This is a genomic window from Rosenbergiella epipactidis, from assembly GCF_018494055.1.
GTDB lineage: Bacteria > Pseudomonadota > Gammaproteobacteria > Enterobacterales > Enterobacteriaceae > Rosenbergiella > Rosenbergiella epipactidis.
The window spans coordinates 56,693-82,308 of the sequence record NZ_JABBFQ010000011.1 but is presented as its reverse complement, the minus strand read 5'-3'; the positions used below and the strand labels follow the sequence as shown (position 1 = coordinate 82,308).

At 47.7% G+C, this 25,616-nt stretch carries 22 protein-coding genes; 7 read left to right on the top strand and 15 right to left on the bottom strand.

The annotated features are described in order from the left end of the window. Window positions 1-34: 34 nt before the first annotated feature. The 11 genes from tssM to HGT71_RS14810 form a co-directional block, all read right to left on the bottom strand. Window positions 35-3,724, bottom strand: a complete 3,690-nt coding sequence (gene tssM / locus HGT71_RS14860) for a type VI secretion system membrane subunit TssM (protein ID WP_214218471.1) — start codon at window positions 3,722-3,724, stop codon at window positions 35-37. Window positions 3,725-3,727: 3 nt separating this feature from the next. Further along, window positions 3,728-5,023 (bottom strand): type IVB secretion system protein IcmH/DotU, encoded by a 1,296-nt coding sequence (icmH, locus tag HGT71_RS14855; protein WP_214218469.1) that lies wholly within the window; start codon window positions 5,021-5,023, stop codon window positions 3,728-3,730. After that, on the bottom strand, window positions 5,020-6,369 hold the full coding sequence (gene tssK / locus HGT71_RS14850; RefSeq protein WP_214218466.1) for a type VI secretion system baseplate subunit TssK: 1,350 nt from the start codon (window positions 6,367-6,369) through the stop codon (window positions 5,020-5,022). The genes icmH and tssK overlap by 4 nt, the downstream gene beginning before the upstream one ends. Then, window positions 6,366-6,863, bottom strand: coding sequence for a type VI secretion system lipoprotein TssJ (tssJ, locus tag HGT71_RS14845; RefSeq protein WP_214218464.1), 498 nt, complete (start codon window positions 6,861-6,863; stop codon window positions 6,366-6,368). The genes tssK and tssJ overlap by 4 nt, the downstream gene beginning before the upstream one ends. A 109-nt stretch (window positions 6,864-6,972) precedes the next feature. Further along, window positions 6,973-7,458, bottom strand: a complete 486-nt coding sequence (locus HGT71_RS14840; protein ID WP_214218463.1) for an Hcp family type VI secretion system effector — start codon at window positions 7,456-7,458, stop codon at window positions 6,973-6,975. 32 nt (window positions 7,459-7,490) lie between these two features. Continuing rightward, a complete protein-coding gene (gene tssC / locus HGT71_RS14835) occupies window positions 7,491-8,984 on the bottom strand; it encodes a type VI secretion system contractile sheath large subunit (RefSeq protein WP_214218461.1) in 1,494 nt (497 codons plus the stop codon). Window positions 8,985-8,987: 3 nt separating this feature from the next. Further along, window positions 8,988-9,518, bottom strand: a complete 531-nt coding sequence (gene tssB / locus HGT71_RS14830) for a type VI secretion system contractile sheath small subunit (protein ID WP_214218460.1) — start codon at window positions 9,516-9,518, stop codon at window positions 8,988-8,990. Between the two features lie 42 nt (window positions 9,519-9,560). Continuing rightward, the gene (locus tag HGT71_RS14825) at window positions 9,561-10,133 is read right to left on the bottom strand and encodes a fimbrial protein (protein ID WP_214218458.1); all 573 of its coding nucleotides are present in this window, start codon (window positions 10,131-10,133) and stop codon (window positions 9,561-9,563) included. Beyond that, window positions 10,130-12,760, bottom strand: a complete 2,631-nt coding sequence (locus tag HGT71_RS14820; RefSeq protein WP_214218456.1) for a fimbria/pilus outer membrane usher protein — start codon at window positions 12,758-12,760, stop codon at window positions 10,130-10,132. The genes HGT71_RS14825 and HGT71_RS14820 overlap by 4 nt, the downstream gene beginning before the upstream one ends. Window positions 12,761-12,800: 40 nt before the next feature. Next, window positions 12,801-13,565 (bottom strand): fimbrial biogenesis chaperone, encoded by a 765-nt coding sequence (locus tag HGT71_RS14815; protein ID WP_214218455.1) that lies wholly within the window; start codon window positions 13,563-13,565, stop codon window positions 12,801-12,803. 60 nt (window positions 13,566-13,625) lie between these two features. Further along, entirely contained in the window at window positions 13,626-14,174 is a 549-nt protein-coding gene (locus HGT71_RS14810; RefSeq protein WP_214218454.1) for a fimbrial protein, read from the bottom strand. Between the two features lie 393 nt (window positions 14,175-14,567). Between HGT71_RS14810 and tssF the strand changes: the two genes are divergently transcribed. The 7 genes from tssF to HGT71_RS14775 all read left to right on the top strand — a co-directional run bounded on the left by tssF (window position 14,568) and on the right by HGT71_RS14775 (window position 21,966). Next, complete coding sequence (gene tssF, locus HGT71_RS14805) at window positions 14,568-16,433, top strand: type VI secretion system baseplate subunit TssF (protein WP_214218452.1); 1,866 nt, start codon at window positions 14,568-14,570, stop codon at window positions 16,431-16,433. Further along, the gene (tssG, locus tag HGT71_RS14800; protein ID WP_214218450.1) at window positions 16,430-17,428 is read left to right on the top strand and encodes a type VI secretion system baseplate subunit TssG; all 999 of its coding nucleotides are present in this window, start codon (window positions 16,430-16,432) and stop codon (window positions 17,426-17,428) included. Before tssF ends, tssG begins: the two co-directional genes overlap by 4 nt. Before the next feature lie 35 nt (window positions 17,429-17,463). Continuing rightward, on the top strand, window positions 17,464-18,447 hold the full coding sequence (locus HGT71_RS14795; RefSeq protein ID WP_214218443.1) for a type VI secretion system protein TssA: 984 nt from the start codon (window positions 17,464-17,466) through the stop codon (window positions 18,445-18,447). A gap of 1 nt (window position 18,448) precedes the next feature. Beyond that, window positions 18,449-19,438 (top strand): fimbrial protein, encoded by a 990-nt coding sequence (locus HGT71_RS14790; protein ID WP_214218442.1) that lies wholly within the window; start codon window positions 18,449-18,451, stop codon window positions 19,436-19,438. 7 nt (window positions 19,439-19,445) lie between these two features. Next, window positions 19,446-20,783, top strand: coding sequence for a GlcNAc-transferase family protein (locus tag HGT71_RS14785; RefSeq protein ID WP_214218441.1), 1,338 nt, complete (start codon window positions 19,446-19,448; stop codon window positions 20,781-20,783). A gap of 12 nt (window positions 20,784-20,795) precedes the next feature. After that, window positions 20,796-21,263, top strand: coding sequence for a DcrB-related protein (locus HGT71_RS14780; RefSeq protein WP_214218440.1), 468 nt, complete (start codon window positions 20,796-20,798; stop codon window positions 21,261-21,263). A 79-nt stretch (window positions 21,264-21,342) separates the two neighbouring features. Next, the gene (locus HGT71_RS14775; RefSeq protein ID WP_214218439.1) at window positions 21,343-21,966 is read left to right on the top strand and encodes a flavin reductase family protein; all 624 of its coding nucleotides are present in this window, start codon (window positions 21,343-21,345) and stop codon (window positions 21,964-21,966) included. A gap of 200 nt (window positions 21,967-22,166) precedes the next feature. Here HGT71_RS14775 and hxsA read toward each other — a convergent pair whose 3' ends face one another. The 4 genes from hxsA to hxsD are packed head-to-tail and all read right to left on the bottom strand — an operon-like array spanning window position 22,167 to window position 25,558. Beyond that, window positions 22,167-22,793, bottom strand: coding sequence for a His-Xaa-Ser repeat protein HxsA (hxsA, locus tag HGT71_RS14770; protein ID WP_214218438.1), 627 nt, complete (start codon window positions 22,791-22,793; stop codon window positions 22,167-22,169). Beyond that, window positions 22,790-23,902 carry a His-Xaa-Ser system radical SAM maturase HxsC gene (gene hxsC, locus HGT71_RS14765; protein WP_214218437.1) on the bottom strand — a complete coding sequence of 371 codons (1,113 nt, stop codon included), beginning with the start codon at window positions 23,900-23,902 and terminating at the stop codon, window positions 22,790-22,792. The genes hxsA and hxsC overlap by 4 nt, the downstream gene beginning before the upstream one ends. Further along, on the bottom strand, window positions 23,895-25,289 hold the full coding sequence (gene hxsB / locus HGT71_RS14760; RefSeq protein WP_214218436.1) for a His-Xaa-Ser system radical SAM maturase HxsB: 1,395 nt from the start codon (window positions 25,287-25,289) through the stop codon (window positions 23,895-23,897). Before hxsB ends, hxsC begins: the two co-directional genes overlap by 8 nt. Beyond that, window positions 25,286-25,558 carry a His-Xaa-Ser system protein HxsD gene (gene hxsD / locus HGT71_RS14755; RefSeq protein WP_214218435.1) on the bottom strand — a complete coding sequence of 91 codons (273 nt, stop codon included), beginning with the start codon at window positions 25,556-25,558 and terminating at the stop codon, window positions 25,286-25,288. Before hxsD ends, hxsB begins: the two co-directional genes overlap by 4 nt. Window positions 25,559-25,616: the final 58 nt, after the last annotated feature.

Here is a 25,616-nt window from a genome sequence, read left to right as displayed (position 1 = left end):
TTCTTCCTTGATAAATGAGTGATTCGACGCGCGACTACTCCGCTAGCGAGCAATCGATACGCCGGAAAAGGCTAATAAGATGAGGCACCGATGTCTCTAGCCCGTTCACCGCAAGACGAGCCTGTGCCCCATCCTTGCCTAATGTCACGATCGTTTGCCGACTGCGGGGCTCGAACTGTTTTTGACTGCGTTCCAGCCAACGTAAAATTCCCCAATAGCCCTTCTCCTCAATACTCCATAGCGAGTGTCCCTCTGCCGCGACCGCTCGTATCTGAAAAGTCACCGCGGGATGGATGGCTGGCCATCGTAGTTTTTGCTGGAGAATCGGCCCATGGACATAACGAAACTGCTGATCATCGTTATCAATAATGAGCTGTGTTATACCGTTGGTCATATCCTGTACCGATAACATCAACGTCAAGCCCGATGATTGCGAAGCCTGTGGAAATAATTGCTGCTGGATCTGCTTTCCTTGCTCGAACAGTGTTAATAGGCGTGGCGAGATGGCGTGATCAGCGGTGATAAAACGCCAAGGTCGATGATGAGTATCAACCTTATCTGCCAAGTGCTCGCTGAAATACCGGGCTAACTTCCCTTGTGGAGAGAACATTTCTGCCACAGTGTGTGGATCCGCCTCGACGGCCGATAAAGCAAAGGGATAGCGCCCCATCAAGTGTTGGCGGCAATAACGAATAATTTCCTGATTAATCTGTTCGGCATTCATTGTCCATGTGTGTTGAGCGACCTGCTGCTGAGCGACCGACAGTAGCGGGACAAACAGCCGCGGTAATGGCTGCGGTAACTGATCGATATGACGTAAAATCGTGCTCCCCCCTTGCGAGACCTTCGCTTGTTCAGAGAGCAAAGCGTTGAACTGATTGTCGGTCGTCATCTCCGTGGCTTGGAGGGTGATATAAAGCTGAGTCAGTGCCATTTCTAACTGCGCTAACGAAAAAGCAGTATTCGCATCAGGCGCATCCACAAAACGGTGTAACGCGATAAAATGGTGATCGACGTTATCGCGTCGACGTTGCCTTTCCTCCTCAATAATCTCGGCGGGATAGGCAGCGTCGCCGAGTGCTGTGGCCAACTGAGTCTGCAGCGCAACGTTAACCAACAACTGCCGTAGTTGGGAATCTTGGCGAGTAAAATCCTTTAACAGATACTCAATACGATGGCGCTGTTGGCCCGGTTTCGCCTCGTGGCCAGCAACAGAGAGGTTGAGCTGTAATCCCTGCAAAAAATCCTGCCAATACTGACGGTATCCTTGCAAATATAATCGCGATACTTGCTGCCAACGTTGCTGTGGCGTGTATTCGCGCGGTATCGGAGTCTTTCCGTATAAGATTTTTTCGACACGAGCCAGCGCTTTAGGGAAAACAGTAGTAGCAACATGGGTATCCCAGTATTGGACACCCTGTAAATTGTAGAGCCCTGCCGCAGGTTTTGATGCTGGCTGGGAGATAAAGAGTAACGGTTCCGATGAGGTGATCAATTGAGGTAGCGCCACCAGCGGCAACGAGACATCGCTAACCTGTTGAATAATATATTGATAAAGATAGATAGGTAACGGCTGTTGTAATAATCGCTGACGGGCCGCGTCGATAAGCTGATGATCAGCAGACTGCCTAGAGATTTGCCAGGTTGTCTCTCGAAAGAGTCGACGCACTAAAAGAGGCGCACTGTCCTGCCGTTCAAACGCCGACAACAGCTCAGCATGCGAGGAAAACCATCTTTCCAATAAGGCATTATCGCGTTCCAGTTCGCCGTGTAGCATTAAATACACACTGAGTATCGTCAATAACCTTTGCGGATCGCTTTTCGCTAGCTGGGCAGACAGATCTTCGACGGTAACCTTTTCAACCATTGGTAACAAATGGTCCTTTAACCACTGATGGTAAACCCTGTTATTGACCTCTGCCCACTTCTCGGCCATTCCCAGCCCCGATGGGCTCGATAACGCAGGATATGGCGGTATACTCGGAACCAGTTGGCTTAACTGCGTTAGTGCTAGGTCGAGAGGAGGCTGTGTAGCACTCAATTCTTCATCAAGACGATTAAGTGCATGGCGTGATTCGGTAAGCAGGCGCTGATCGTTATCGTAACGCTGCGTGAGGCTATAAAGAGAAATGCTCCCCACCGCCAAAATCGCCGTAAGGATCACGCCACGACGAAAACGGGTGGTGAATTGTTTAGCCTGTGACCCATGCCGTAATCGGTAATCATCGATAATCCGCTGCTGAAAAAGCGTTTTAATAAAAAAGTGCCGAAACGAACGCGGTAAGTTATCTAAAATCGCGTTAGGCGGCGACACCGTTCCCCCTGCCTCAGCGCGAGAGGTTTCTTTTAACCACTGCCTGACCAGTGACTGTGGGTGGCTAAACTGTCCCTCACTAGACAGATCACCACACCCTAAATAAATGCCCTGCAAGCCAGGTATGTGCTCGGTGGTCACCTCGGATCGCGAAGCGATTAACGGCTCAATAAAAATGACTAGCGCACGCGTTAAGGCCTCAACGTTTGCGGGGAAACGTTCGATGCCTTTACGTATTACGACATCTTCACTCTGGTACTGTTTAGTCAGTACTTGCTGTGCGATACGTTCAACCATTGAGGCCAACTGCTGACTAATGACCTCCAGACACGCCGAGGATTTATGTTCTTCCTGCGTAAACGTCTCGCCTAATAACTGATATCGCTCCTTCATGGGGATATCATAAAAATACTCACGAAACCCTACCAACTGATCGAGTTGACTCACCAAAAGATAGAGAGGCAACCTGCCCTCACGCCACTGGGGAAATTCTTCAAGATGTGTTCGGCATAGCGCCGCATATTCCGTCAGCTGTTGAGGTGTTGATGAGAATAAGCGGGGGCAGTCCATAACGAAGACGATCGCTTCGAGGGAGGCCTCAGGTTTCAACGTTGCAAGCTGATTAACGAATGCTTGCCACTCGTCGGCCGTCTCGGAAGTCGACTGTTCAGGGTCAAAAAAACGTCCAGGGGTATCACACCACAGTGCATTATCTGCTAACCAAAATTGTGGATGGTCGGTTGCGGCAAAGGGCTGACGCGCCTCCTGCTGTTGGCAGGGTAAAGCCCATACCAGTTCCGCGTTGAGTAACGCAGCGGTTTTACCACTCTGTGAGGGACCAACGACCATCACGCAAGCGTGTTGTCTTTGCGCTGCGGTCTGACAGAAAAGTCGTTTCCCCCAAGGTATCAGACGATTACGTTTGCGGAGGATTTTTCTCCAGTGTTTAATGCATTGTACGATTTCGGGGTAACGGAGTGGCGCAAGATGCGGCAAAAACCGTAGAAAAGCGATTTTTTGCGGCAGTGCACCATGAGTCTCTACGGCAAGCACCGAACTATAATAACCGACTGCCAGCATCGCGATAATGGAACAGATTAACGCGCGGGGTAGCAGTGGCTCCAACGGCGAGAGTGTGCCAAACGTAACCAACGGCCCCAGCAACCACACGAGGTTTATCAAGACCAGTGCGAGTAAAAAATAGCGCGGCAGACGGTATAGGAAGGTCAACGCAGCCAGTAAAATGGCCATAATCACCATCGCACGATGGTACGGTGAGAGTAAGGGATAGGAGTGGCCTATGCCCCATGAATCGCCATAGAACGCAACCATTCCACACACGAATAACAGCACACTGGCCACCGCCAGTCGACCAACGACTTTAGTAAGCGCGGGCGTCAACAATTCCATTGTTTAATCTCCCTGTAAAGTGATAAAAAACTCAACACGTCTGTTTTGATTACGCTGCGCTAAGCTTGAGTTAGCCATAAGCGGTTGATGCTCCCCCGCCCCTACCCGCTGGATCTGATTTGCGGTGAAACCTGCGCGATAAAATATCTGGGCGGCCTCCTCAGCCCGCAACAGAGAGAGCTGCTGATTAGAGAAGTTTTTCTGGCTGCGGATTGGCTGACTGTCACTGTGACCCACGATTTTGACGCGTGCGTCCAGTTGTTTAGCCGCTTGCGCGACGCGCTCTATCACCGCGTAATGATGTGACAGCAGTTTGGCGCTCGCCGACGCGAACATCGCGCTATCGGTCAATTTCACAAGATACCCCTGATCAGCGTCGCTCACGGTTAATGTTCCTTGCTCAATGTCCGTCTTGAGTCGCTGTGGCAAGGTCATCACTGGGCGTTGCAACGGCTGCAGAGTGATATGGTCGGTGAGCTGTAACGCAGTGTGGGTTAATTGAGAGAGACGATAATTGAGATGTAAACTGTAGACGCCGTACAGTACTGTAATCAGCATCACACAGAGTACCGCACTGCCACGAAGCGATATAAACGTTGGTCGCTTAATTGGCCGCGCTAAGGGGGCGAAGTCAGTACAGACCGGCGTTTGCACAGTCGCCACATAGGGTTGCAGTAAGGTATAAAGCTGTTGACGGATCTGGCTTAAGTGCTGCTTCCCCTCTTGTTGAATACTGTATCGCCCTTCGAAACCTAAATTAAGAATATGCAGTATTACTGTTAATACCTCGGCATAATCACTGGGGTTCATTGCCAGCCGTCCTGCCAGTAGAAAAAATTTATTGCCTCCGTCGTTATCCTCCTCAAAATAATTCAGCAGGTTCTGCTGTGACCACCCACTATTAATCCCCCACTCGGTAGTATGGATAGCCTCATCTAGCGCGGTACAAAGACAATAGCGGGTAATTGTCATTTTTCGCCAAGGGATATTTAACTGCTCGCACAATTGTGAGAAGAGCGTGACTTCATAAATTAACCATGACCGTAGAATTTCCACGGATTCAAGTTGTTCGATCTGTGAAGGAATATCACTCAGTACGTTGAGTAGTGGCTTAGCTAAACTAAACAATGGGTATTGTGTCGCGCGAGCTTGCGCAACACGCTCGCTGATGCTCTCCCCAACAAATTGTTTTTTCGATAATGATAGATCTTTCAGCTCGTGATCCATGTTACTGAGCGAAGACTCTCCACTGACGGATTCGTTGAGCGAGGCAGTCGTTATTGCGGATAATTTAGTCATCTATCACGTAACCCCCATAGTCGTAGCGTTAACGCAGTGAAGCGTCCGGCAATATGCAGGGCTACCGCTTGTTCGGCGAGGATGTTTTGCCAATCACGGCCGCTTTTGACGAGTTCGAAATAATAGGTTCCAGCGCTATGGGCCAATTGGCGCGGGGGCGCCGCCAGCTGTTGTAATGTAACGCCGGGTAAATGAGAACGGACTAAATCGAGAATGTGCCGTGGCGCGCTTACTTTGGTCTGTTGAATGAAATACTTGGTGATCTGCTGCTGGGAAACGGCCGCGTTCACTGCCACGATAATCGAGTGGTATTCCTCTAACCTCAGATCAGGATCGGTAGTCACCCAAATACCGTTGGACTGACGCTGGAAATCGAAACACTCACCGGCCTTGGTCAGTAGCAGATTAAGTTGCTGACTAATATCGTCGATCAGTGGACGAAAAGTCTCCGCTAGCTGTTTATGTTGGTAGGAGAACCCCTCAGAAGGAGGCCTACGCTGCGGACATAGATAGGTCGCGAGTTCCGCTTGTAAGGCATTCAATTCGCAAAAATAGACCTCCGGATGCACCAATGGCCGTTTTAACCAATAGTCCAACATAGATTGATAGCGATTACAGAGTTGTAATAAAAGATACTCCTCCGTCCTTACCGCCAGCGAATCGCTATTCCCCTGCTCAGTTAAGGGTAAAGCGAACGCTTCAGCCCGATGTCTAAGCTGTCCCGCGATCTGCTGGATCCCACTCATTAATAACGTGCTCGTCCGGGAATCGATAACCGGAGGAATAAACTCTTCATCACAGAGAATCGCCCGACCGTCGGATTCAAGGTGTTTAAGCCGTGCGCAGGGTAACCCCATCCAGGTGTCATTCAGTTCAGATTCTGGTAGTAATTGTAGACGTAATTGCGCCAATAACAGATGACGAGGTTCCCGGTGAATAGCATTAGTGTCATGCACCAGATGTTCTTTCGCAATAAAGCGTGCTAACGCGCCTTCCTGTTCAGCGGATAATAAGGTTTCATCGTGACCGGGAACCGTCAGGGATAAGGCCACATAGAATTGTTGACCACAATGTTGCGGCAGTAATGTTAACGGTTTCGGCGGTGAACACTCATCAGGGAAGGTAAAGGGAGTACCGTCAGGGAAAATGCCTTGTGCAGAGTTGATGACTAACTTGCCATACTCCAGTGCTTGCCGATCAAGGGTTAGCTGTGAGAATCCCCAATGATAAGGCGTCAGTATCGAGGCGCGTTGATGGATAAAATGTTCTAAATAGCGTTCTTGCTGTTGAAAAAGCTGAGGCCTTAAAAATAGGCCTTCACTCCAAACCACTTTATTGGTTTTCATAACGTTCCTTGTTCTGAAAGCGTGAGGGTGGAAGCCTGTAGGCGAAGGGTGTGTTGTAACGAACGACCACCCAATACTTTTTGCCATATAAATTGCGCAGGATTTTCTACGGTATGGATAACCGACCACTGATTTGTCGCGATATGTCTAAATGCCGCAACATAAGCCAAGGTATTTCGGCCCGTGGTGATCGGTAACGATAACGTTTTTTGTTGTCCGGGCTGCAAAATAATCTCGCCAATACGGCGATAATCCTGATGCGTTTTAGGAAGTGTTGACGACATGAGACTTAGCGGGTTTTCGGCACTGAAATTATCACGATTATTTACCTGATAAATAAAGATCTGTACCGGCGAAGGCTCCCCTTTTTTATTTTTATTAATATCAGATGCGGCAATAAAATGGACATTCACCTGCGAGTCACTTGTCGGTTTAATCGTGCAACCGGAAAGGAAGAAAATAAGGAAAAATAAAAATCTATAAATTAACGGCAAAGCATCCCCCTTCATAATTACTATGAATATAAAAAGTCAATTTGGAGAGAGAGAAATAACAGATTCCAAGACGTATTAAGAAATCTGTTATTTCCTTCTATAATCCTTATTAATTTAGTGAGTTAGATTTTACGTTATAGTTAACCGTCACGGCTCCCGATTTACTTCCCTCTGCATTTTGCATCACATAATCTTCGGTAACAGCGGTGAAGGAGAAGCTGACCTGCTCTCTCGCACGGACATCTTCCTGAGAGGAGCCGGTTTTAGTGAGACGCGTGATGATGACATCACTAAAGCTGATCGTCAGGTACTCCAGTGGGTCGCCGCCTGCTTTACGAATAATAAATTTTACGTTTTTAATATGCTTCCCGGATAAGCAATAGCTTAGAAGATTCGGACTAGCTCGGTCGATATAGTGCTCGAAAGTAAAATCATCCACCGTTGCTTTACCTGCGCCACCTCCTGAACCCTGGTGCATATTCGAGTGTTGTGAGCAGCCCCAGCCCCAGCTCAGCACCTCAATTTCACCTTTATGCTGGGCGTCTTGAGACTCCCCTTCAATACCATCGAATTTAATAAAAATATCCTGAGACATATACGCTCCTTGTTATGGGTTGTTGTAGAGAATTAAAGGCTCTCTTTGACCGAAGGCAGCTTAGCCACCATACGTAGCGAGACCGTTAAGCCTTCCAATTGAAAATGCGGACGCAGGTAGAATTTCGCTTGGTAAAAACCCGGATTACCGTCAATATCGCTTACGATAACTTCGGCGGCGGCTAACGGTCGCTTCGCTTTTGTCTGTTGAGAAGAGTTAGTGGGATCACCATCGACATAATTCATTACCCAATCATTTAGCCACTTCTCCATCTCTTCACGAGATTTAAAGCTACCGACTTTATCGCGCACAATACATTTCAAGTAATGCGCAAAGCGCGAGCAGGCGAAAAGGTAAGGCAGCCGCGCCGATAAGGTTGCGTTTGCCGTGGCATCGTCATCGTAATACTCCGCGGGTTTTTGTAACGATTGGGCGCCGATAAAGGCGGCATAATCAGTATTTTTACGGTGCACCAACGGAATAAAACCATTTTTTGCCAATTCGGCTTCCCGTCGATCTGAAATAGCAATTTCAGTCGGGCACTTAAGATCGATGCCGCCATCATCAGTCGGAAAACTATGGCACGGTAGACCTTCAACCACTCCGCCACTTTCTACTCCGCGGATCATCGTGCACCAACCATACTGTTTAAATGAACGGTTGATATTTACCGCCATAGCATAGGCCGCATTTGCCCAGATATAGTGGCTATGATCAGCCCCCGCCGTATTCTCTTCGAACGCAAAGGCTTCGATGGGATTGGTGCGAGCACCATAAGGGAGTCGCGCCAAAAATCGTGGCATCGCCAAACCGATATAGCGGGCATCTTCTGACTGTCGTAAGGCATTCCACGATGTATATTCGAGGTTCTGGGTAAAAATTTTCGTTAAATCACGAGGGTTTGCCAGTTCCTGCCAGCTTTGCATTTGCATGACCGAGGGCGCAGCCCCCGCAATAAACGGTACGTGTGCTGAGGAGGCTATTTTTGCTAATGACGTAAGTAAGTCGACCTCCTCTGGCGAGTGATCGAAGTAGTAATCTCCCACTAAGCAGCCGTAAGGCTCACCCCCTAGTTGTCCGTATTCCTCTTCGTAAATCATGCGAAATATCGGGCTTTGATCCCAATTGGCGCCTTTATAACGTTTCAAGTTACGTCTTAGCTCATCGCGAGAAATATCCAGTACCCGTAATTTAAGCTGCTCATCGGTTTCGGTGTGGGTGACCAAATAGTGCAGGCCACGCCAAGCACTCTCGAGTTGTTGGAATTCGGGATGATGCAGAATGCCGTTGATCTGATCCGATATTTTCCGATCGATCGTTTCAATCAATGCGGCGATATTTTTATATGCATCCTCAGAGAGAATAATCGCGCTCTGTAAGGCTTGCTGCGCGAGGGTTTTGACTGCAGACTCCACAGCTTGTTGCGCAATATCGGTTTGTGGACGAAAGGCTTTTTGTAACAGTGCTGGCAATTGCGCCGATACCTGTTGGGCTTGCCCTGAAAGAGGAGCGATAGCGTGTTTCATTGCTTACTCCTCGACCAGCGTTGGGGCAGCCTGCTTGCCGTCAGCCGCAGGCAGCGCAGCGAGCGCCGTAAGTAAGTGAGGATCATTAAGAAACTGCATCACCAAACTTTCCGCATCGCTTTTCCCGTCCATGTAGGTCTGCAGGTTGGCTAATTGTGTTCTGGCCTCTAATAATTGTGCCAGCGGCGCAACTTTTTTAGCGATATTTTCGGGGGAAAAATCAGACAAACTTTCTAGTGTTAAATCCACTAATAGTTGCCCTTCACCGCTCAACGTATTCTCCACATTGAACAATACCCTTGGCTGCAGGGCCTTCATCCGGTCGTCGAAGTTGTCTATATCAATGGAGAGAAACTTCCTCTCCTTTAAAGGATGTTGGCTCGCCTGCGACTTTCCAGATAGATCAGACATTACTCCCATCACAAAGGGGAGATTCACTTTTTTGTCGTCACCATAAATTTCGACGTCGTATTCAATCTGCACGCGTGGAGCGCGATTTCTCGCGATAAACTTTTGTGAATCCTTAACACTCATTCCTAACTCTCCCTGTTAAATAATCCTCATATCACGTTACTTTTACGGATAATTAATATTGAGGGTAGCCCTGACCATTAATTTACCTGGTGTCGGCTGTAGCCCCATTGAATAATAACTGGCGGTAAATTGGTGGGATTCGATATTTTTACCGCTGGCGTACTGGTAAGCCTGACCCGTATTGGTTTGGTTTACTTTTAATTGCTCGCCATTTTCTTTACGAATTCTGACTTGAATATTCTCGCTCATCCCTGCGCCGAGGCTATTTTTTAAATTACCGGTTAACGCATCATAAAAATTATTCTCGGCGTGCATCGATAATAATATTGTCTGCTTTTCAGGACACTCTGTTAGCTGCACCGTGAAAGGCTTTTCCCCTAATTCGTTTTCTTGGGCAGTAAATTGAGCGGTCGATAACTCGGGCAAAATGACCGTTTCCTGAGCGGTGGACTGATTGATCGTCAACCGACAGGTTTCTGCGAGATATTCCCCTTTGAAGAGCACCTCGATATGACAGTTATCACGACAGCTAGTCGTCGCGGCAATCGATGACGAAAGATTGACGAGTAAAAAGAATCCTGCGCAATATCGTGTCCTTACTGTGATTCCCTTCATTGGCAACTCACCTCCTTGTAAATAACTTCATTATCTATTTTTTTCATTTGCTCGATTAAGTCTTGGTCGACAAGGATCTGACAACTTTCTTTCGTGACGCTATCGCGTACAAAGAGCGCTTCGCGTTCGGGATCCCAGCCTTGAATGAACGCTCTTCCTGCTTGCGAGACTAAAGCTAAATGCGGAGAGTGTTCCGTAAAGACCTGACTCATCATGGCAAACAGCTTGCGCTGCCGGTTTCTCATCTTTAACAAAACCGGAGTACCGGTTTGCGTTTTCATTTCGACCTTTAGCGCCGCCCCCATTCGAGGAATGACTGTCGCTTCGTTTTCTGTAATCGATACCGTAAGGGGTAACCCTTCTGGATTAACCGCAATTCGATTTTCCTGGTAAGGGGTAAGTGACGGAAGAATGCCGTAACCATCGCGATTAATCCTTGCGCCGTGACCATTGATAATTTTCGCGCCCTGCGCCCCTTTCGCATAGATGATGGCAAAAGGATTGTTACCGAGCTGCCTCCCCGCGATAACCCCTGCGGAGTGGGCGACTAGGCTACCATTAGCAGACAATGAATATTGCTGATGCCCACGACCGCGGCTAAAAGAGCTACTGTATTGGCCGCGAGGGCTGTTATAGGCGACATTCGCTTGTACAGCCGTATTCATTTTTTGCTGCTTTACTTTCTCGCTATTCAAGCCTATTCCGTACACCAACGCGTTTTCATCGCCATAGTGACCGTTCACATTATGTTGTAACGTTGTCGTGCCATCGTTATCGCGCGTGTAAGTGCTGTAGAGAGAATCAAAAAGCGCGTGCTGTCCATATCCTTTACCAAGCGGAATATTAAGCGATAACATTAGCGTATTATCCCTTTTACCTTGGTAAGTTTGGCTACGCGATAAGACCGTCCCAACGCTAAACGAGCGAAATTGTTTTGTCATAGACAGACTGTAATGATGCGTCGCACCACGGTTTTCATAGTCATACCTTGAAGCGGTGAGATTGACGCTCACACTGTCGGTGATGGGTTGGCCTATCGAAAGCGATAACCGTTGCGTCACCGCTGGGTAATTACCGAAACCTAACGCGCTAGGCTCTTGGCGACTCTGGTTGAGAGTGCGGTATCGCCCCGAAAAGGTTCTGTCTACTGAGGCATTGATGCTGGTTTGGGTATCACGCAGATATTTGCTGTAAGAAAGATTCATTTTACTGCCACGATATTTTGGGGATCGCGTCGAACCTTTCTGTAGTGACAAGTTGCCAGTCAGAGCGAGTCCGCCGAAAGGGGTATTGATTGCATTGCCTAACGCCATTCCCTGATACCCCTTGGCGATTTGGGTGCCGCTAAAAAGGGTATAATTCTCGGTTAAGCCGTAAAAAAGGTTTGCCTGAACAAAATAAGGAGAATGCAGTGTGCTTGCCTGAGTGATTTTACCTGCATCGACTTCATATTTAATGACTGATTTATTAAGGATGAGAGGCGGTGCGGAATTAGGGATGATAAAGACTCTTTTACGCCCATCCGCCTCATTAATCACCATGGTATAGTCGCCACCATACCCTCCAACACTGGGCGAGTCGATATCGAATGGCCCCGCGGGAACACTGGCTTGCTGCACCAACTGCCCTTGCTGCCAAAGCGTCACCGTCGCATTGGTTTCCGCAATTCCGGAGAAGCGCGGCGTATAAGTACGTAATGCTGATGACAGCATACGGTGATCGGAACGCAGTTGGGCACCGCGAAAAGTAACGCTATCGAAGATTTCGCCAGAGGACCAGGTTTCCCCCACTCGGCCTTGACTTCTGATCCCCGTGAGATCGTGTTCCGCATAAGCAGATTGGCCGTGGTAGCGCCATGAGGTATTGGTTAATTTTCGACTGATTTGTCGATAACGCAGACGCCAACCTTCGAGATTGATACCGAGGAGCGAACTTAAGCTCAGCGTTTTCTGCTGACTCGCACGGGAGTTAGAAGAGGATGTAACACGTTGACTGTATCCATCTAAATTGTAGTCAACGAAAGCAACATTACTTCCTTGCTCCCAGCGCTCAGGGGCAATATCACCCGGTAGTTGAGGACGAAAGTATTTCTGCGCCACGCTGAGTTGCAGAATAAAATCACTGCCATCGTAATGCGTATGGCTCTGCGGAATCCATTGTCCGAGAGTTTGACAACCTTTTATTGAGGCGTTGTCCTTTGACGCTAAATCGGCCTTGATCCCTAACTGCTGCAACGTCGAAAAAGTAAAGCAGGGCTGGGCATTGCCTTGTGGTTCCGCCTGGGTAGGCTGAAAAGTGATGAGAAATCGCCCACGTGGCTGATTATTGACAACGATAAGTACCTGGTGTTCACCGGCCGCGATAGGGTTCCCCTGCGTAAAGGCGGTTAAATCAACTTTCTGACCGTGAAGAAAGTGCGCATCAAAAGATATACCTTTAGCCGGTTCTAACGATAATGCTGTCGGCGATAAAGCCTGTTCAATTGCCCACCCCATCGGCGATAGCGTAAAGCCGCCGACGATAGGGCAAGTGAGAGCTATTATTCGTAAATAAAAACGTATGGTATTGTCGCTTCTATTAATCCCTACGAATTTTTTAGCTCCAGTAGTCTGCTTTAGCTCATCCATGGCTATGCATCATCCTGAATAATAAAGTAATCAATAATGATTATTTTTTAGTGACGATAAATCCTTTACCGTCACGGTATTGACTTTGATAGTGACTTCCATTGCCGTAGTCATTAATTAATTCGAAGTTAATTTCGCTTAAGCGCTTATTACGTAAGGCTACAGGAACCATGATTCTTTCTTCAGAGAAAGGGTTAATCATCGATAGAGAAATTGGTTGCCTACGGTTGCCAGCAACCAATTCAACGGAATAGAAAGAGAGATAATAAGGCGTCGGGTTGGTCACCTTTAATTCATTATTTCCTACGAGTTGCCAGCGTATTTTCGCGCCCTGTTCAGCACTCGTTTCCGTTAAGGCTGCAGGTCGATAAAAGAGTTTTATGCGTGTTTTGAAAGCAAGAGAGAGACGTTCACTTTGGTTCTCTTCAGCACTGTTCGGCGGTACTTCGAGTAAGTTAAACCAAAAAAGAGATTCTCGATCTTTTGGTAGAGGCTGGCCAAGATAGCGAACCCTTACACTTTGCCCTTTGCCGGGTTCCATACGAAATAGCGGCGGAATCGTCATAAACGGCGTTTCATGGTCAGTCCCTTCGACAGCGGATTGCCCCTCATCAATCCATACTTGGACCAAGGCAGGAACGTCACCTTTGTTGGACGTTCGAACTATTTTTTCTTTTTGCCCTTCAGTAAACACGATACGTGTCCCGGTCAGGGTGACCCCTGCGTAACTGTTATTCCATAATACACTTAGGGCAATAAAAATAAGTGTCAGGCGTTTCACTGTGACCCCTATTGGTTGTCGCATCGCGATTTCCATATAAATAATACTGCCACGACAATCGGTCGTGGCAGTTGAGTATTAACGTTATGGATAGGCAATCGTGTAGACTGCTTTTGCCTCGATCAAACCCGCCGTGGCTTGCCCCGTCGAGTAGTAGCCTCCGGCAAAACTCATATCTGCCGCACTGTTAACCAATGCAACCGGTTTAGATGTGTCGCCTAAGCGAATTTGTTCTTGATCCTTATAAAGCCTAACTTGTACATTCGACGCCGCCGTATTGGCATCGACTAAGGTATTTTTTAAGTTACCGGTTACCGTATCTTTATCACTGCCACCGACCGCTTCGAAATGTACCGCTATATTTTTCAGGCTACTCGAGCAGTTTCTTACTGAGATTTTAAAATCCTTAGAGCCTGCTTCAGCTCCAGCATCTTTTAGCGAATTAATTGAAAGCTTAGGAAGGAGAACACTAAAGTTTCTATCCCCAACGATTTCACAGGTTTCGCCGGTTAACGAGCCGGTAAACGTGATAAGACCTTGCTGGTCAGTGAGTTTTGTAGGATCTGCTGCATTAGCAAGATATGAAAAGGGAAATAACAGCGCGGTGCATAAAAGTACTTTAGCTTTTGACATGTATAGCATTCCTTTGAATAACGTATTCACCGTACTTCTCTTAATAAGGGTGAGAAGCACTCCTTTTATAATAAGTCTGAACGAGTTTTGAGAGTTCGCTCGTTAAATATCCATTATTAACAGCTAGAGAATTACCCTGCACCGAGAAAGCCGAGGATATTTGTCCGTTAATATCAACATAACTGACTCAGTACAGATATAAGATATTATTCAATATCATCAGAAGATAAAGAACTTATCATATAAAAATAACAATTTAAGAAAAAGGCTCGATTCAAATTCCTAATTAAACTCAAACACTCATTAATCTATTGATTAACGAGAGCCATTTAATTAGCTTTTTAGGGTTTAAATAAAAAGAATCGCTATTTATTATATTAGGAGTAACTTTACATGGACCAGCGGTTTCTTAATTACTATCGACGGGAACTCCTCTTTATGCGCGATATCGCCGGGGATTTTGCTTTAAAACACCCTAAAATAGCGAAGCGCCTTAATCTGCACAGTACCGCCATTGCCGATCCTTGGATAGAGCGACTTATCGACGCTTTCTGTTTTCTCAATGCGCGAACGCAACTGAAAATCGATGCTGAGTTTGAACCTTTCACCCAACGCTTACTGAATAGCCTCTCACCCGAGTTTACGATGCCCACGCCTGCTAAAGCTGTCGTCGCGATACATCCGTCAACAACGCAAGGTGAGCTGACCGCCGGTTATACCGTAGCAATCAATACCCCCCTTCTAAGCCAGCCCGTAGGCAAAGAGAAGACGCGCTGTGAATTTAGAACCTGCCGCCCCCTTAAGCTTTGGCCAATGACCTTGCAGCAGGCCGTGCTGACGCCCCTCACTCCAGCGCTTATGACCACTATTGATAAATCCGGTACATCCCTGCTTGCCCAGGCGACGCTCACCTTAACGTTATCACTGACGCCAGGGCTGCTATTTTCTCAACTAACGGATTGCGACGAGCTCTCTCTCTACCTTAGCGGAGACGAACATGTGTCGTCTCGTCTCTTCGAACTATTAGCCTGCCATTATGCTGGCATTGCCGTAAAATCCGCCTCGCACTGCGCTCTGTTTTCTAGCCAAGAGACGGGGCCAGTGATTAGCGCTCAGCCTACTGGCTATACCCATCATCAGCCCTTCTGGCAAAGCCATCAGGGTTATCGCTATCTAAAAGATTTTTTTGATTTTCGCTCTCAATTCTACTTTTTCTCGATCACCCATCTGGCCCCAGCGTTTCAGCATTGCCACGATAACCAGCTTGAAATAAGTGTATTACTCGATGACTTTCCCGTTGAACTTGCTCCGATGGTGAACGCCGACCGTTTTAGCCTACATTGCGTGCCGGTAATCAATCTGTTTCCCGGTAAGGTGGATCGCGTCAGTGTGACTTCCAGTGCACTCAAACACCCTATTATTGTCGACCGCAGCCGCCCCACGGATTACGAACTCTGCTTAGTCAATTCAGTCAGTGGGTTTAGCCGAGAGGGGGAAGCATTAGCGACCTTCTACCCGCTCTATCAGGGTCCAGAGGTCGCAGATAATCACGAAGGACGGTATTTTTCTGTCGAACGCACCCCTCAGCTCATCGGTGATTTCACCGAGCGACACGCGACGCAAAGCGATGTCTGGCTAACACTTGTCGATCAAGTTCAACCCCCTCACTCGCCGTATTTAGCCAGTTTGCATATTGAGGCGTTAGTCTCCAATCGACACCTACCGCGTGAACTTCCTAAACCTGACAGTGCGGGGATTGACCTTCAACTGGAAGAACGTATCCCTGCCGAGGGGGCCACTTTTATCAGTGCCATCAGTTGTCGCTACGATTCGCTGGCTTATGCTGACTCCGCGTGGAAATTGATTAATCTCTTACAATGCGCCTATCAGCCTCTTGATGGGGCTGACCTTACCGAGGGCGCTGTTCAGTTACGCGAGAGATTAAAACTATTTCTACACCCTGGGGATCACTTCTCTGAAGCCATCATCCGCAGTGTGGTGAGCTTTACCTGCCGACCGGTAGTGAGGCGAATTGCTAACGATGACTTACTCCTCAATGGTCGTGGGGTAAAATGTCAACTCACCGTTGACGAGAGTCACTTCTCCAATCACAGCCCACTGCTCTTTGGCCACGTTATCGCGCTATTTCTCTCCACCCATACTGCTATTAATAGCTTTATCGAAATGGAGCTGGTGTCATTACAACGCGGTAGCCTTCATTCTTGGCCAGCAATAATCGGCCAGCGGGGAGTACTATGAGCGGATCTCTTCTCGGGGACTGGTGCCCAGATGCCTTAAAAAACTTGCCACTCGACTCCCCTTGGACGGCGAATTTTTTGGCAACGTTGCGCCAACTCTCGGCAGCCGCCCCGCAACTGCCCCTGCCAGGTAATGCATTACGTTGGAAAGATGAGAACTTCCGCTTAAGCCAAGCCGTTAGCCTGGCTTTTCCTGCCAGTGAGATCGCCTCAATCACATGGCAAGCTGAGCAATTAGCGATCAAGCTTTTTAGCTTAGGCGTTTGGGGACCACAGGGGCCGCTGCCATTACATTTATCAGAACTCGCGTTAACCCGCTTGCAACAACAAGATAGTGCGCTGATTGATTTTATTGATCTCTTCCACCACCGCAGTATGGCGATATTTTTCCGCGCATGGTACGCCGCGCAAGATACCGCCTCCCTAGACCGCCCCGAAAGTGATCGATTCTCCTATTATCTACGCTGTTTATCAGGGCTGCCTTTACCCACTACGCCACAGACTAAGCATCCGCTGCTCTCTGCAGGCTTTCAACTTGCTCGAAAAACCTGTGCGCCACGTGACCTTATCTCGACGCTTAATGCGTTATTTCATCTTCCTTTCCAGATAGCCGAGTTTCAATCGGGTTGGATAAGTCTTCCCGTGGAAGAACAGTGTCAGTTAGCGCACTCTTGCCGAGTAGGCGTCAATGCGATGTTAGGGGAGGCAAGTTATCAGGCTGGTTATCGATTCAAGATAGGGTGTGGCCCCTTAAGCTATCAGCAATACCGCAGTCTTCATCCCGATAACGACGCTTTAGCGTCTATCTCAAGGGTCATTCAACGGCTCACCGGAGGTCATTATTATTTTGATATTCAACTTACCCTGGCGGCGTCGTCCTCATTCCCGACCACGCTCTCTGGCGAGCAACAGTTAGGCTTTGATACTTGGCTAGTGAATGATGCGGGAGAACGCCCGCAGCAAGGAATGATTTATACCGCTTGTGTTAGCGTCTGACACTGTACGCACGGCATTGGCTCAAGGAAGAGAATATGTCATCTTTACCCTCTATTTATGCGCAGTACCCTTGGCTATGGGAACCTATCAATGAGCTATCCCCCTGCGGAAAGGCCATTGATTACCACCCTGATTTTCTAGCCATACAGTTAGAAGTCTCATCACCTTTAACGATTGAATACGGGACCTTTATCCAACCCGCTGCCACGATCAAGTGGCCGTCGCTTCTGCCTAAGCTTCGCGGCTTATGCCAGCAAACGAAGGATATTCGACTACTGATTTTGCTAATTCGCGCCCATTTAGCGCAAGAAGGGATTGTCGCACTGGTCGAGGGCGTCGCGTTATTAATCGCTCAACTCGAACGTTGGCCTGAGGCGCTACACCCACACTGTCACGATGAAGGCGAATATGTCCCTGAATTTCGCTACAACGCCTTGGCGGGGCTAGATGATTGTGAAGGCTGCGTCGCTGAATTACGTCAATATGCTTTCGAAATGTCGGAGACAGAATCCTACACTCTCGCAGAGTTCGAACAGTGGATTGTGCGGGAAAAAACACTCTCCTTAGCGGAAAGAGCGAAACTGCAGCTGCGCTATGCTTTACATACTCAGTTTTTCGAGTCTTGTACCCAGTTACAGCAGCGACTCGTTCAGTTAGCCCAATTACCCTCAAGCATTTTAGGCACTGAGTCTCTCGAATTTCCCCACCTTTCTGCGCTCCTCGCCCCCTTATGCCGCTTCCATCAGCGGCAACAGCACGCCGTAACCGCTGAGCAAGACGTCATCCCTCTCCCCCATGCTAGCTCGGCTTCTTCTGGGGCAGATGCGCTGGCGTACCGCTACGAGGCAAAAGAGAAATTACGCGAAATTCGCGAGAACTTCGCTTATTACGAACCGAGTAGCCCCTTAAGTCTACTTTTGTTGTTTGCAGAACACAGTATTGGTTTGGATTGCCAGCAGATAAGTCATCGCTTTCCCCGCGAGCTTCTCTCCCTGCTTACTCTTGAAAAGGATGTATAAAATGAAATGGTTATATGGATTATTAATGCTCATTACACTGGCAAGCCACAGCCATGCTGCCTGCATTTTGGCGCGTGGCACCCCCACTACACTGACCATTGCCGCCCAAACGTTGACTATCGATGCCGATGCGCCAGTCAGTTTAGATCAACCTTTTGCACGGATCGACAGTGTGCCGATTACCGCGCGCATTGGTTATGACGATTGCGAACGAGGAACGGAATATGGTCGTCAACTGACTTACCTCGCAGGCCGCGAGATTGCCAATCAAATCTACGCTACCGATGTCCCTGGAATTGGCGTCAAAGTATTATGGACCAATGGCCGTGATGGTTATGGTGGTTACCCTAAAACACAACATATGGTCTTCCCGAATGGTATTTTGAAGGGAACCTTCGATTACATACCTGGATCGGCCTATCGATTGGAATTTTACAAAGTTAGTGATACGCTTGCCCTCTCGTCCACTTCTGGAAATCAACTCCTCCCCATAGGTTTTGTCGCCTATAACTATCTCTTTACGCCAACGCCCAGTAGTTATTCGATGCGCTTAAACCTAGGGGCCTTAACGCTTAAGAGCATTCCTAGCTGTACGCTAGACTCCAGTAAAGTCATCGACTTTGACCGAGTGAACTCAAGCAGCTTGGCTCAAGGGATCTATCGTGATCTAAGGTTCAAAATTAACTGTCGGAGTGATTACCAACGTTTCTCAACGCGTGCCTCAATCTCGACCCAGACACTCAGTAGTGACCTTCAATCCATCAAGGTAACGGATTCCGCTGGTCAAGACGATCGACTGCGTATCGCCATTTATGACAGTAAACAAAATCTTCTCCGCGTAAATGGAACGGATAGCGAAGCCTTAAATGATATTACATCTACTAGCGATGCGGAATTCACTTGGCAAGCCGTGTTAAAACCCGGTTTAAAAAGCCCTCCCGCGGCAGGGCCTTTTACCGCCTATGCTGAGATCCAATTTACCCTTGAGTAGATCATCTATGGATAACCGTATCTTTATCAATATCGCCAGTTATCGCGATCAAGAGCTGTGGCAGACTGTCGAGAGCGCTATCACGCAAGCCGAGGATGCCAGTCGATTGCATATCGCAATCTGTTGGCAGGACGATAACGACCTCAATCACCTGGTCGCAGCAGGATGGACGCCGATAGCGGTCTCCACGATTAATGGGTTTCCAGTTTATCAATTAAGGGGGAGCGCGGCGCAGGTTGAGCTGATTGCACTCCCCTATCAGCAAGCACAAGGCGTCGGTTTTGCCCGCGCGCTCTGTGATCGGCGCTATCAGCAAGAGCAGTGGTTTTTACAGATCGATGCGCATTGTTTGTTTGGCGAGCGCTGGGATAGCCGCCTGATAGATGCCCTTACCGCACTGCGCCAAGAGAGTCCAAAACCTTTACTCAGCAGTTATCCGCCAAGCTACCACTATGGGGAACAGGGTAAGATAATCTATGCTGAACAGGCTAATCGTATTAGTTTCAACGCTTTTACTGCTGAAGGACTGCCGACCTTAACCAGTCGGGGCTGCAGACGTTCCACCCCGGAAAGAGGGAGCTTTATGGCGGCAGGCTTTATTTTCACTCAAGGAACTTTTGTCACTGAAGTCGGTAACGACCCCACTATTTTTTTTGAAGGGGAAGAGATTACGCTGTCCCTGCGTGCATTCACTTGGGGTTATGATATTTACCACCTGCCAACCCCCTTTCTTTGGCATCACTATACCCGCGACAAGTCACCGAAAATTTGGCACGATCATAACCTCAACGCACAGGAGGCTGGCGAAGTGCCTCTCGCTTGGATACAGCGGGAACTTCACTCACAGCATCATATAAAGGCATTGCTGGGCCTTCCTACCGACTATCCGCGTAAAAAAGAGGCCCGCCCCCTTGGAACTTTGCGGACACGCCGACAATTCGAGCACCAGTGTGGGCTGAATTTTCAGCTAATCAGTTGCTACGCTGATTGTTTACCGCCGCGCTCGCTAAGCTACTTTGCTGCGCCAGCTAGCGATATAGCATGGTGTGATGCCCATCGTATTCACCACATTAAGCCAATAGCGGTTTTTCCCCTCATCGGAGAAGCATTACCCGATGAACTGTATATTCATTGTTACGGTTACAACACACCGCGTCTTGCGCAATACCGCTATTCACCGTCACAACTCACTACGCTTGCAGGTAAAATCGAGGTGACATGCTGGTCGACGCCCAATCGTCCCCCCGTTCTGCTACGCATTGCCTCATGGTCGGTAAAAGAGGGGTGGGGAATTATCATCGAATGGCCCTGGTCTGAGAACGATGGGCCGTATTGTTTACTCTAAGGAAAATTAACCATGGATGGTCAACGTTTTAAATACCCTTTCGCCGATGGCTACTTTCTTACCCCGGTGCCCCTCGAGAACCGAAGTGTGCACCAACTTCATTTTATCGATCAGGCTAACAACGCCTATCAAATTATTATCAACCACGGTCGCCTTAACGAGAATCAAGATCTGCAGCAATTTGTCGATCAGGAAGTTGAGAAGATGCAACGGCAAGTGCCAGCATTCTCCTTGGAGGAAGCCTCTGCCGCCAAAACCTTAGGGCCAGCCCAATGTGAAATTATTCAGCAGACCCATAAATTTTTATATGAAGGCTGCCTATTTACGCAGCTCTGTGCCTTTATTCACTTGCCCCTGCACTTGCAAATCAATCCCTATAAAAGGAATGTCGTGATCCTATCTCTGGCTTCGCCGCAGCCTCATGCAGAGCAAGCCGAACACTTTCAAAGCATGCTCAATACTTTTGTCCCTTGGGAGTAAGTTCGACAGGATCCACTTTATGATACGGGGTCTGCACTATACTGAGTCCTACTCCCGTTATTCATAAGGAACCGCCACGGTGACACAATCCACCTACAGCTATCAACCGAAACAGGGTCATGGCTTAGCCCATGACCCACTCAATGCGATTATCGCCCCAAGACCCATTGGGTGGATCTCGTCGCGCAGCGCAGCGGGCCAACGTAATTTAGCCCCCTACAGCTTCTTTAATCTGTTTAACTACCATCCGCCGATTATCGGTTTCGCCAGCAGTGGCTGGAAAGACAGCGTCGCCAATATTGCTGAAACGAAAGAGTTCGTGTGGAATCTTGTCACTCACCCCTTAGCTTCAGCGATGAATCAAACCTCTGCAGCCTTGCCGCATGGCCAAGATGAATTCTCCTTGGCCGGGTTAACGGCGGTAAATAGCGAACTGATCGCTGTCGACCGCGTGGCGGAAAGCCCAGTTCATTTCGAGTGTCAGCTGACACAGCTCATTCAACTGCGGAACAGTCAGGATCAGCCTATCGATAGCTGGTTAGTGTTGGGTGAGGTCGTGATGATTCATATTGACGCATCACTCCTAGACAGTCAGGGGATTTATCAAACCGTCGATGCCTCGCCGATTCTGCGTGCCGGTGGGCCATCAGCCTACTATGGTATTTCTGAAGAGCAACGAATGGATTTATGGCGACCTCAATAACGCAAAAGGAGCACGGCTAATGGCTGTGCTCCTAAGCTACGTTAACTATTGAGCGCTGCAAATAAGGCGTCGATATGTATATCAACAGTATCCAATGCCATCACGGGTAAGGTTACGTCGTTAAATAATATAGGAAGCTCGGTACAGCCCAGAATAAATAATCTTATACTCTTAACTGTGTAGTTAGCATTAGATAAAATCTATCTCGCTAAAATACTCAATGAATTTAACAACTGTGTATCCAAAGTTTCCCTTACTGGGGTCGGTAATCCATTTGCAACTCTATAATTCTTGATTGCTGTCCTTGTGGCTGGCCCCATGCTCCCGTCAATATTACCGTTGTAAAATCCTTTATCGAGTAAGGCGAACTGCACTCTCATGATCAACCGCTTACGCTTTTCTGTATCCGAAGTCAGCCCACTACTTGCTCTATTAGCACCTGTGGTTCCTGCTGAGTTTGTTGTGGTTGTGCTATCTGTGTCATTAGAGCGAAGTGAACGGACAGAAGAGGACGAACGAGTTCCTGAATTAGATGAATCTGAGATGCTAGGTGAGCTGTAAGTCTTGGGATAGTAAGGTGTGCTTCCACCATAGTAGCCCCCGCCTGATGAAGAACGGTGTGAGCTGTGGCTACGGTGAGAACTGTGACTTCTGTGTCCGGCAATGTAGAACGGCACTTCGGTATTGAGAGGGGCTATCACCAAATCATGCTCATTCAGGGTCATACCAGGTAAGTCACTGGCACCAGTAGATGAATCACTTGCCCAGACTGAATTGTTAAGTGCCAAAAATCCCGGAAGCAGAGCAGCGAAATTAAACTTTTTCATATTATTGGTCTCGGTGGTTGATGAAAACGGCCTTTTGATGAACTGAAATAACCAGTACAGGAAGACTTCTGAGTGCATTCATCACATTCTTTGGGATAGTAATTTTTCCAGTCAGAGATCGACTGTGTAGCAGAACTCCATGCCCTTTCAGGAAGGTGGCATAAAGGATAATTGAAGATGGTAAGAGGGATACCTGACCTGTGTGCAGTATCTACAGCAGAAAGGATTTGTTCGCTATAGTTGTCGTGCTCAATGAAGATCGATGACCAGTTCTTACGGGCCCATCCAATCGATTCCAGCCCCATAAGGGAGATCTGGTTAACGTTAGAGAACACACGGCCAGCAAACTCTACGATATTATCAAGCTCTGTATAGTTAGCTTGAGTAGGGATGACTCGCAATTCGATGTTGATACCTGAGTTACCGGCATTGATCAGTCCTCTAACCGTCTCATCAAATGCTCCTTCGCTTCCTACCAGATAGTCATGAACTGTTGCTCTTGAAGAATAAAGAGGAATGCCAAAAGTGATTTTGATCTTTTCACTTCGTTCTTTTATCTGCTGGGTAAAGCTGACATCCGCAAACTTCCGTCCATTGGTTAAAACATGCAGTGCTGTTTCAGGTGAATTTTCGATGATGAAGTCCAGAAAATGCAGGAAGTCTTCGCCATAGAGCAAAGGCTCTCCCCCGCTCACTCCTACTACTCCATTCAGTGAGAAAGAAGCGATAGCGAGAGCCGACTGGTTAAGAAGCCAGTCATCATTTCCTGCTTTAGGAGGCTGAGAACAAAACAGGCAACTGTTGTTGCACCTTTCGGTGACCAGAACAGTGTTATGGTTCGCTTTACGGGACAGAATTACCCGGAGCATGTTGCCATTATTGACGATCCCAATGTCACCATCTTCTATGGAATCGAAAAGTTCCTGGCTCACAATCGAGTCTGCAAAATATGTAGGCAGTCTGGAATCGAGTTGTTTTGCAGTGACAAGCAAATTTGGTAGATAGAATTGAGGATTTTCGGGCTTAGATTTGCATAGGCGATAGAATCCTTGCTGAACTGGCAAGTCGGAAGAAAACCGGAAAATATCGTTTCTCAGCACCTCAGACATAAGCCCACCTTTTGAGCATCTCAGACATTGGTCCATCCTGAGAGATTTCATTCAGCAGGAAGCGGAACATCCCTTTGTGATACTGGCAGAAGGTTGACCGACTCTTGTCACCAACTGGTTCACCATGAACACTAATGTTCTGACAAGGATCTGCTCCACAGAAAGGCTGGTATGCACAGGTGTCACAACCTGGCATGGCGAAGTTAAATGAAGATGAGAGAGAGGAACTGTAGTATTCGTTGCTACTGAATGAGAGTGAAGCAAACTCCCCTGCACTGAAATCTGCTTCGGGATTTACTTTTTGGAGCATACGGCTTTCGTCGCTGCCGTAGACCTTGCCGTCATAGTTAAACAGGATGCAATTCAGCACGACTCCGCTCGGTGATTTCAGATCTGCATAACCACTGAAGCCCGGATTGAAAATTCGCTTTAGATGGATTGAAGCCGAATGTTCAACGACAGGTATGCCCTTCTGGTTCTGAAGCAACACTTCCTGCATTAACTTTTCATAAAACTCAAAATATTCAGGCATTGAAAAAGTGAAGCTCTGCTTCTGAGCAAACCCATAGGGACTCACAGGCCGGATAAACATATCTGTTAGGCCAAGAGATAGATGAGCACCCACTATTGAAGCTGGCTCTTTTGTCAGTTCCTTAGTAACTGTGGTAACCGTAGCTACCCGATTTGCTCCAAGTTCTTCAGTAATTTTTTTAATGCCAGTGACAGCTTTGGTGTGAGCCTGATAATCGGTAAGGATGCGGTTTTTATTATGGACTGCTTCATTACCATCAAGAGAAACTGAGAAAGTGATATTCCGTTGTTTCACCCATGAGAGAATGCCTTCTTCCAATATTGAGAGACTGGTAGCAACAACCATTTCGAAAGCATCATTACCTAATGAACTCTCGCATTCCTCATAAATTGCCCGAACGAGATCAAACCTTAGAAGCGGTTCTCCGCCCTGCACTTCAATCTTGTAAGGTGGAGTGCCCAGCTTTTTGATGATGCTGACGATTTGCGGTATTAGTTCAGGGTTCAGGTCATAGCCGTCAGCGGTAACCGATGCCCTACTAACCTGACAATACTTACAGGTGTGATCGCACCTGAGAGTCGGCACAATCATGAAGATGGGCCTGAAGGCTAGTTCATTCATCAGTCGCTTGGCAAAGGCCGAACTCAGTGAAGCTTTTGAAACTACCTGATTCGCATCGTCTGCAATGAACAATCTGCTTTCAAGTAGCTGGGAGGTTGCTTGTTTTAGAGGGAATTTATTATCGGCAATAAGATGTAGCTCTTCGTCATCGACGAAACTGTGAAAGCCAGCAAGATTGCTGATGAAGACTTTACCATTACTTAGGCGGTCAAAGTTGAATGGCATCGTAGTCATTCGGCAAGTCTCGAATCGATGCTCTTCAGTACATTATCTATTATAGATGACCTGATCTTATCTGTATGCACCTGAAGTTTCTCTCTGAGCTGGTAATCATTGATAAATCGCTCAAATTCGAACAATATCTCGTCATAAAATGGATCAAACGAGATGAGCCAGTGCTCATCCCCTTCATCAAGCTTCCAGCGTGTTATTGCGCTCATCCAGTAGAGACTATTGCGTAATACCCATTCTGAACATTCGGTTTTACTTATAACTTTAGTCATTAACACAACCTAAATTTACTTGGGAGATTTCAATTCGTCATATCGAAAGCTTGATAGG

Coding starts and splice junctions, on each gene's coding strand:
- tssM (WP_214218471.1), bottom strand. CDS start 3,724: ATGGAATTGTTGACGCCCGCGCTTACTAAAGTCGTTGGTCGACTGGCG.
- icmH (WP_214218469.1), bottom strand. CDS start 5,023: ATGACTAAATTATCCGCAATAACGACTGCCTCGCTCAACGAATCCGTC.
- tssK (WP_214218466.1), bottom strand. CDS start 6,369: ATGAAAACCAATAAAGTGGTTTGGAGTGAAGGCCTATTTTTAAGGCCT.
- HGT71_RS14840 (WP_214218463.1), bottom strand. CDS start 7,458: ATGTCTCAGGATATTTTTATTAAATTCGATGGTATTGAAGGGGAGTCT.
- tssC (WP_214218461.1), bottom strand. CDS start 8,984: ATGAAACACGCTATCGCTCCTCTTTCAGGGCAAGCCCAACAGGTATCG.
- tssB (WP_214218460.1), bottom strand. CDS start 9,518: ATGAGTGTTAAGGATTCACAAAAGTTTATCGCGAGAAATCGCGCTCCA.
- HGT71_RS14825 (WP_214218458.1), bottom strand. CDS start 10,133: ATGAAGGGAATCACAGTAAGGACACGATATTGCGCAGGATTCTTTTTA.
- HGT71_RS14820 (WP_214218456.1), bottom strand. CDS start 12,760: ATGGATGAGCTAAAGCAGACTACTGGAGCTAAAAAATTCGTAGGGATT.
- HGT71_RS14815 (WP_214218455.1), bottom strand. CDS start 13,565: ATGCGACAACCAATAGGGGTCACAGTGAAACGCCTGACACTTATTTTT.
- HGT71_RS14810 (WP_214218454.1), bottom strand. CDS start 14,174: ATGTCAAAAGCTAAAGTACTTTTATGCACCGCGCTGTTATTTCCCTTT.
- tssF (WP_214218452.1), top strand. CDS start 14,568: ATGGACCAGCGGTTTCTTAATTACTATCGACGGGAACTCCTCTTTATG.
- tssG (WP_214218450.1), top strand. CDS start 16,430: ATGAGCGGATCTCTTCTCGGGGACTGGTGCCCAGATGCCTTAAAAAAC.
- HGT71_RS14795 (WP_214218443.1), top strand. CDS start 17,464: ATGTCATCTTTACCCTCTATTTATGCGCAGTACCCTTGGCTATGGGAA.
- HGT71_RS14790 (WP_214218442.1), top strand. CDS start 18,449: ATGAAATGGTTATATGGATTATTAATGCTCATTACACTGGCAAGCCAC.
- HGT71_RS14785 (WP_214218441.1), top strand. CDS start 19,446: ATGGATAACCGTATCTTTATCAATATCGCCAGTTATCGCGATCAAGAG.
- HGT71_RS14780 (WP_214218440.1), top strand. CDS start 20,796: ATGGATGGTCAACGTTTTAAATACCCTTTCGCCGATGGCTACTTTCTT.
- hxsA (WP_214218438.1), bottom strand. CDS start 22,793: ATGAAAAAGTTTAATTTCGCTGCTCTGCTTCCGGGATTTTTGGCACTT.
- hxsC (WP_214218437.1), bottom strand. CDS start 23,902: ATGTCTGAGGTGCTGAGAAACGATATTTTCCGGTTTTCTTCCGACTTG.
- hxsB (WP_214218436.1), bottom strand. CDS start 25,289: ATGACTACGATGCCATTCAACTTTGACCGCCTAAGTAATGGTAAAGTC.
- hxsD (WP_214218435.1), bottom strand. CDS start 25,558: ATGACTAAAGTTATAAGTAAAACCGAATGTTCAGAATGGGTATTACGC.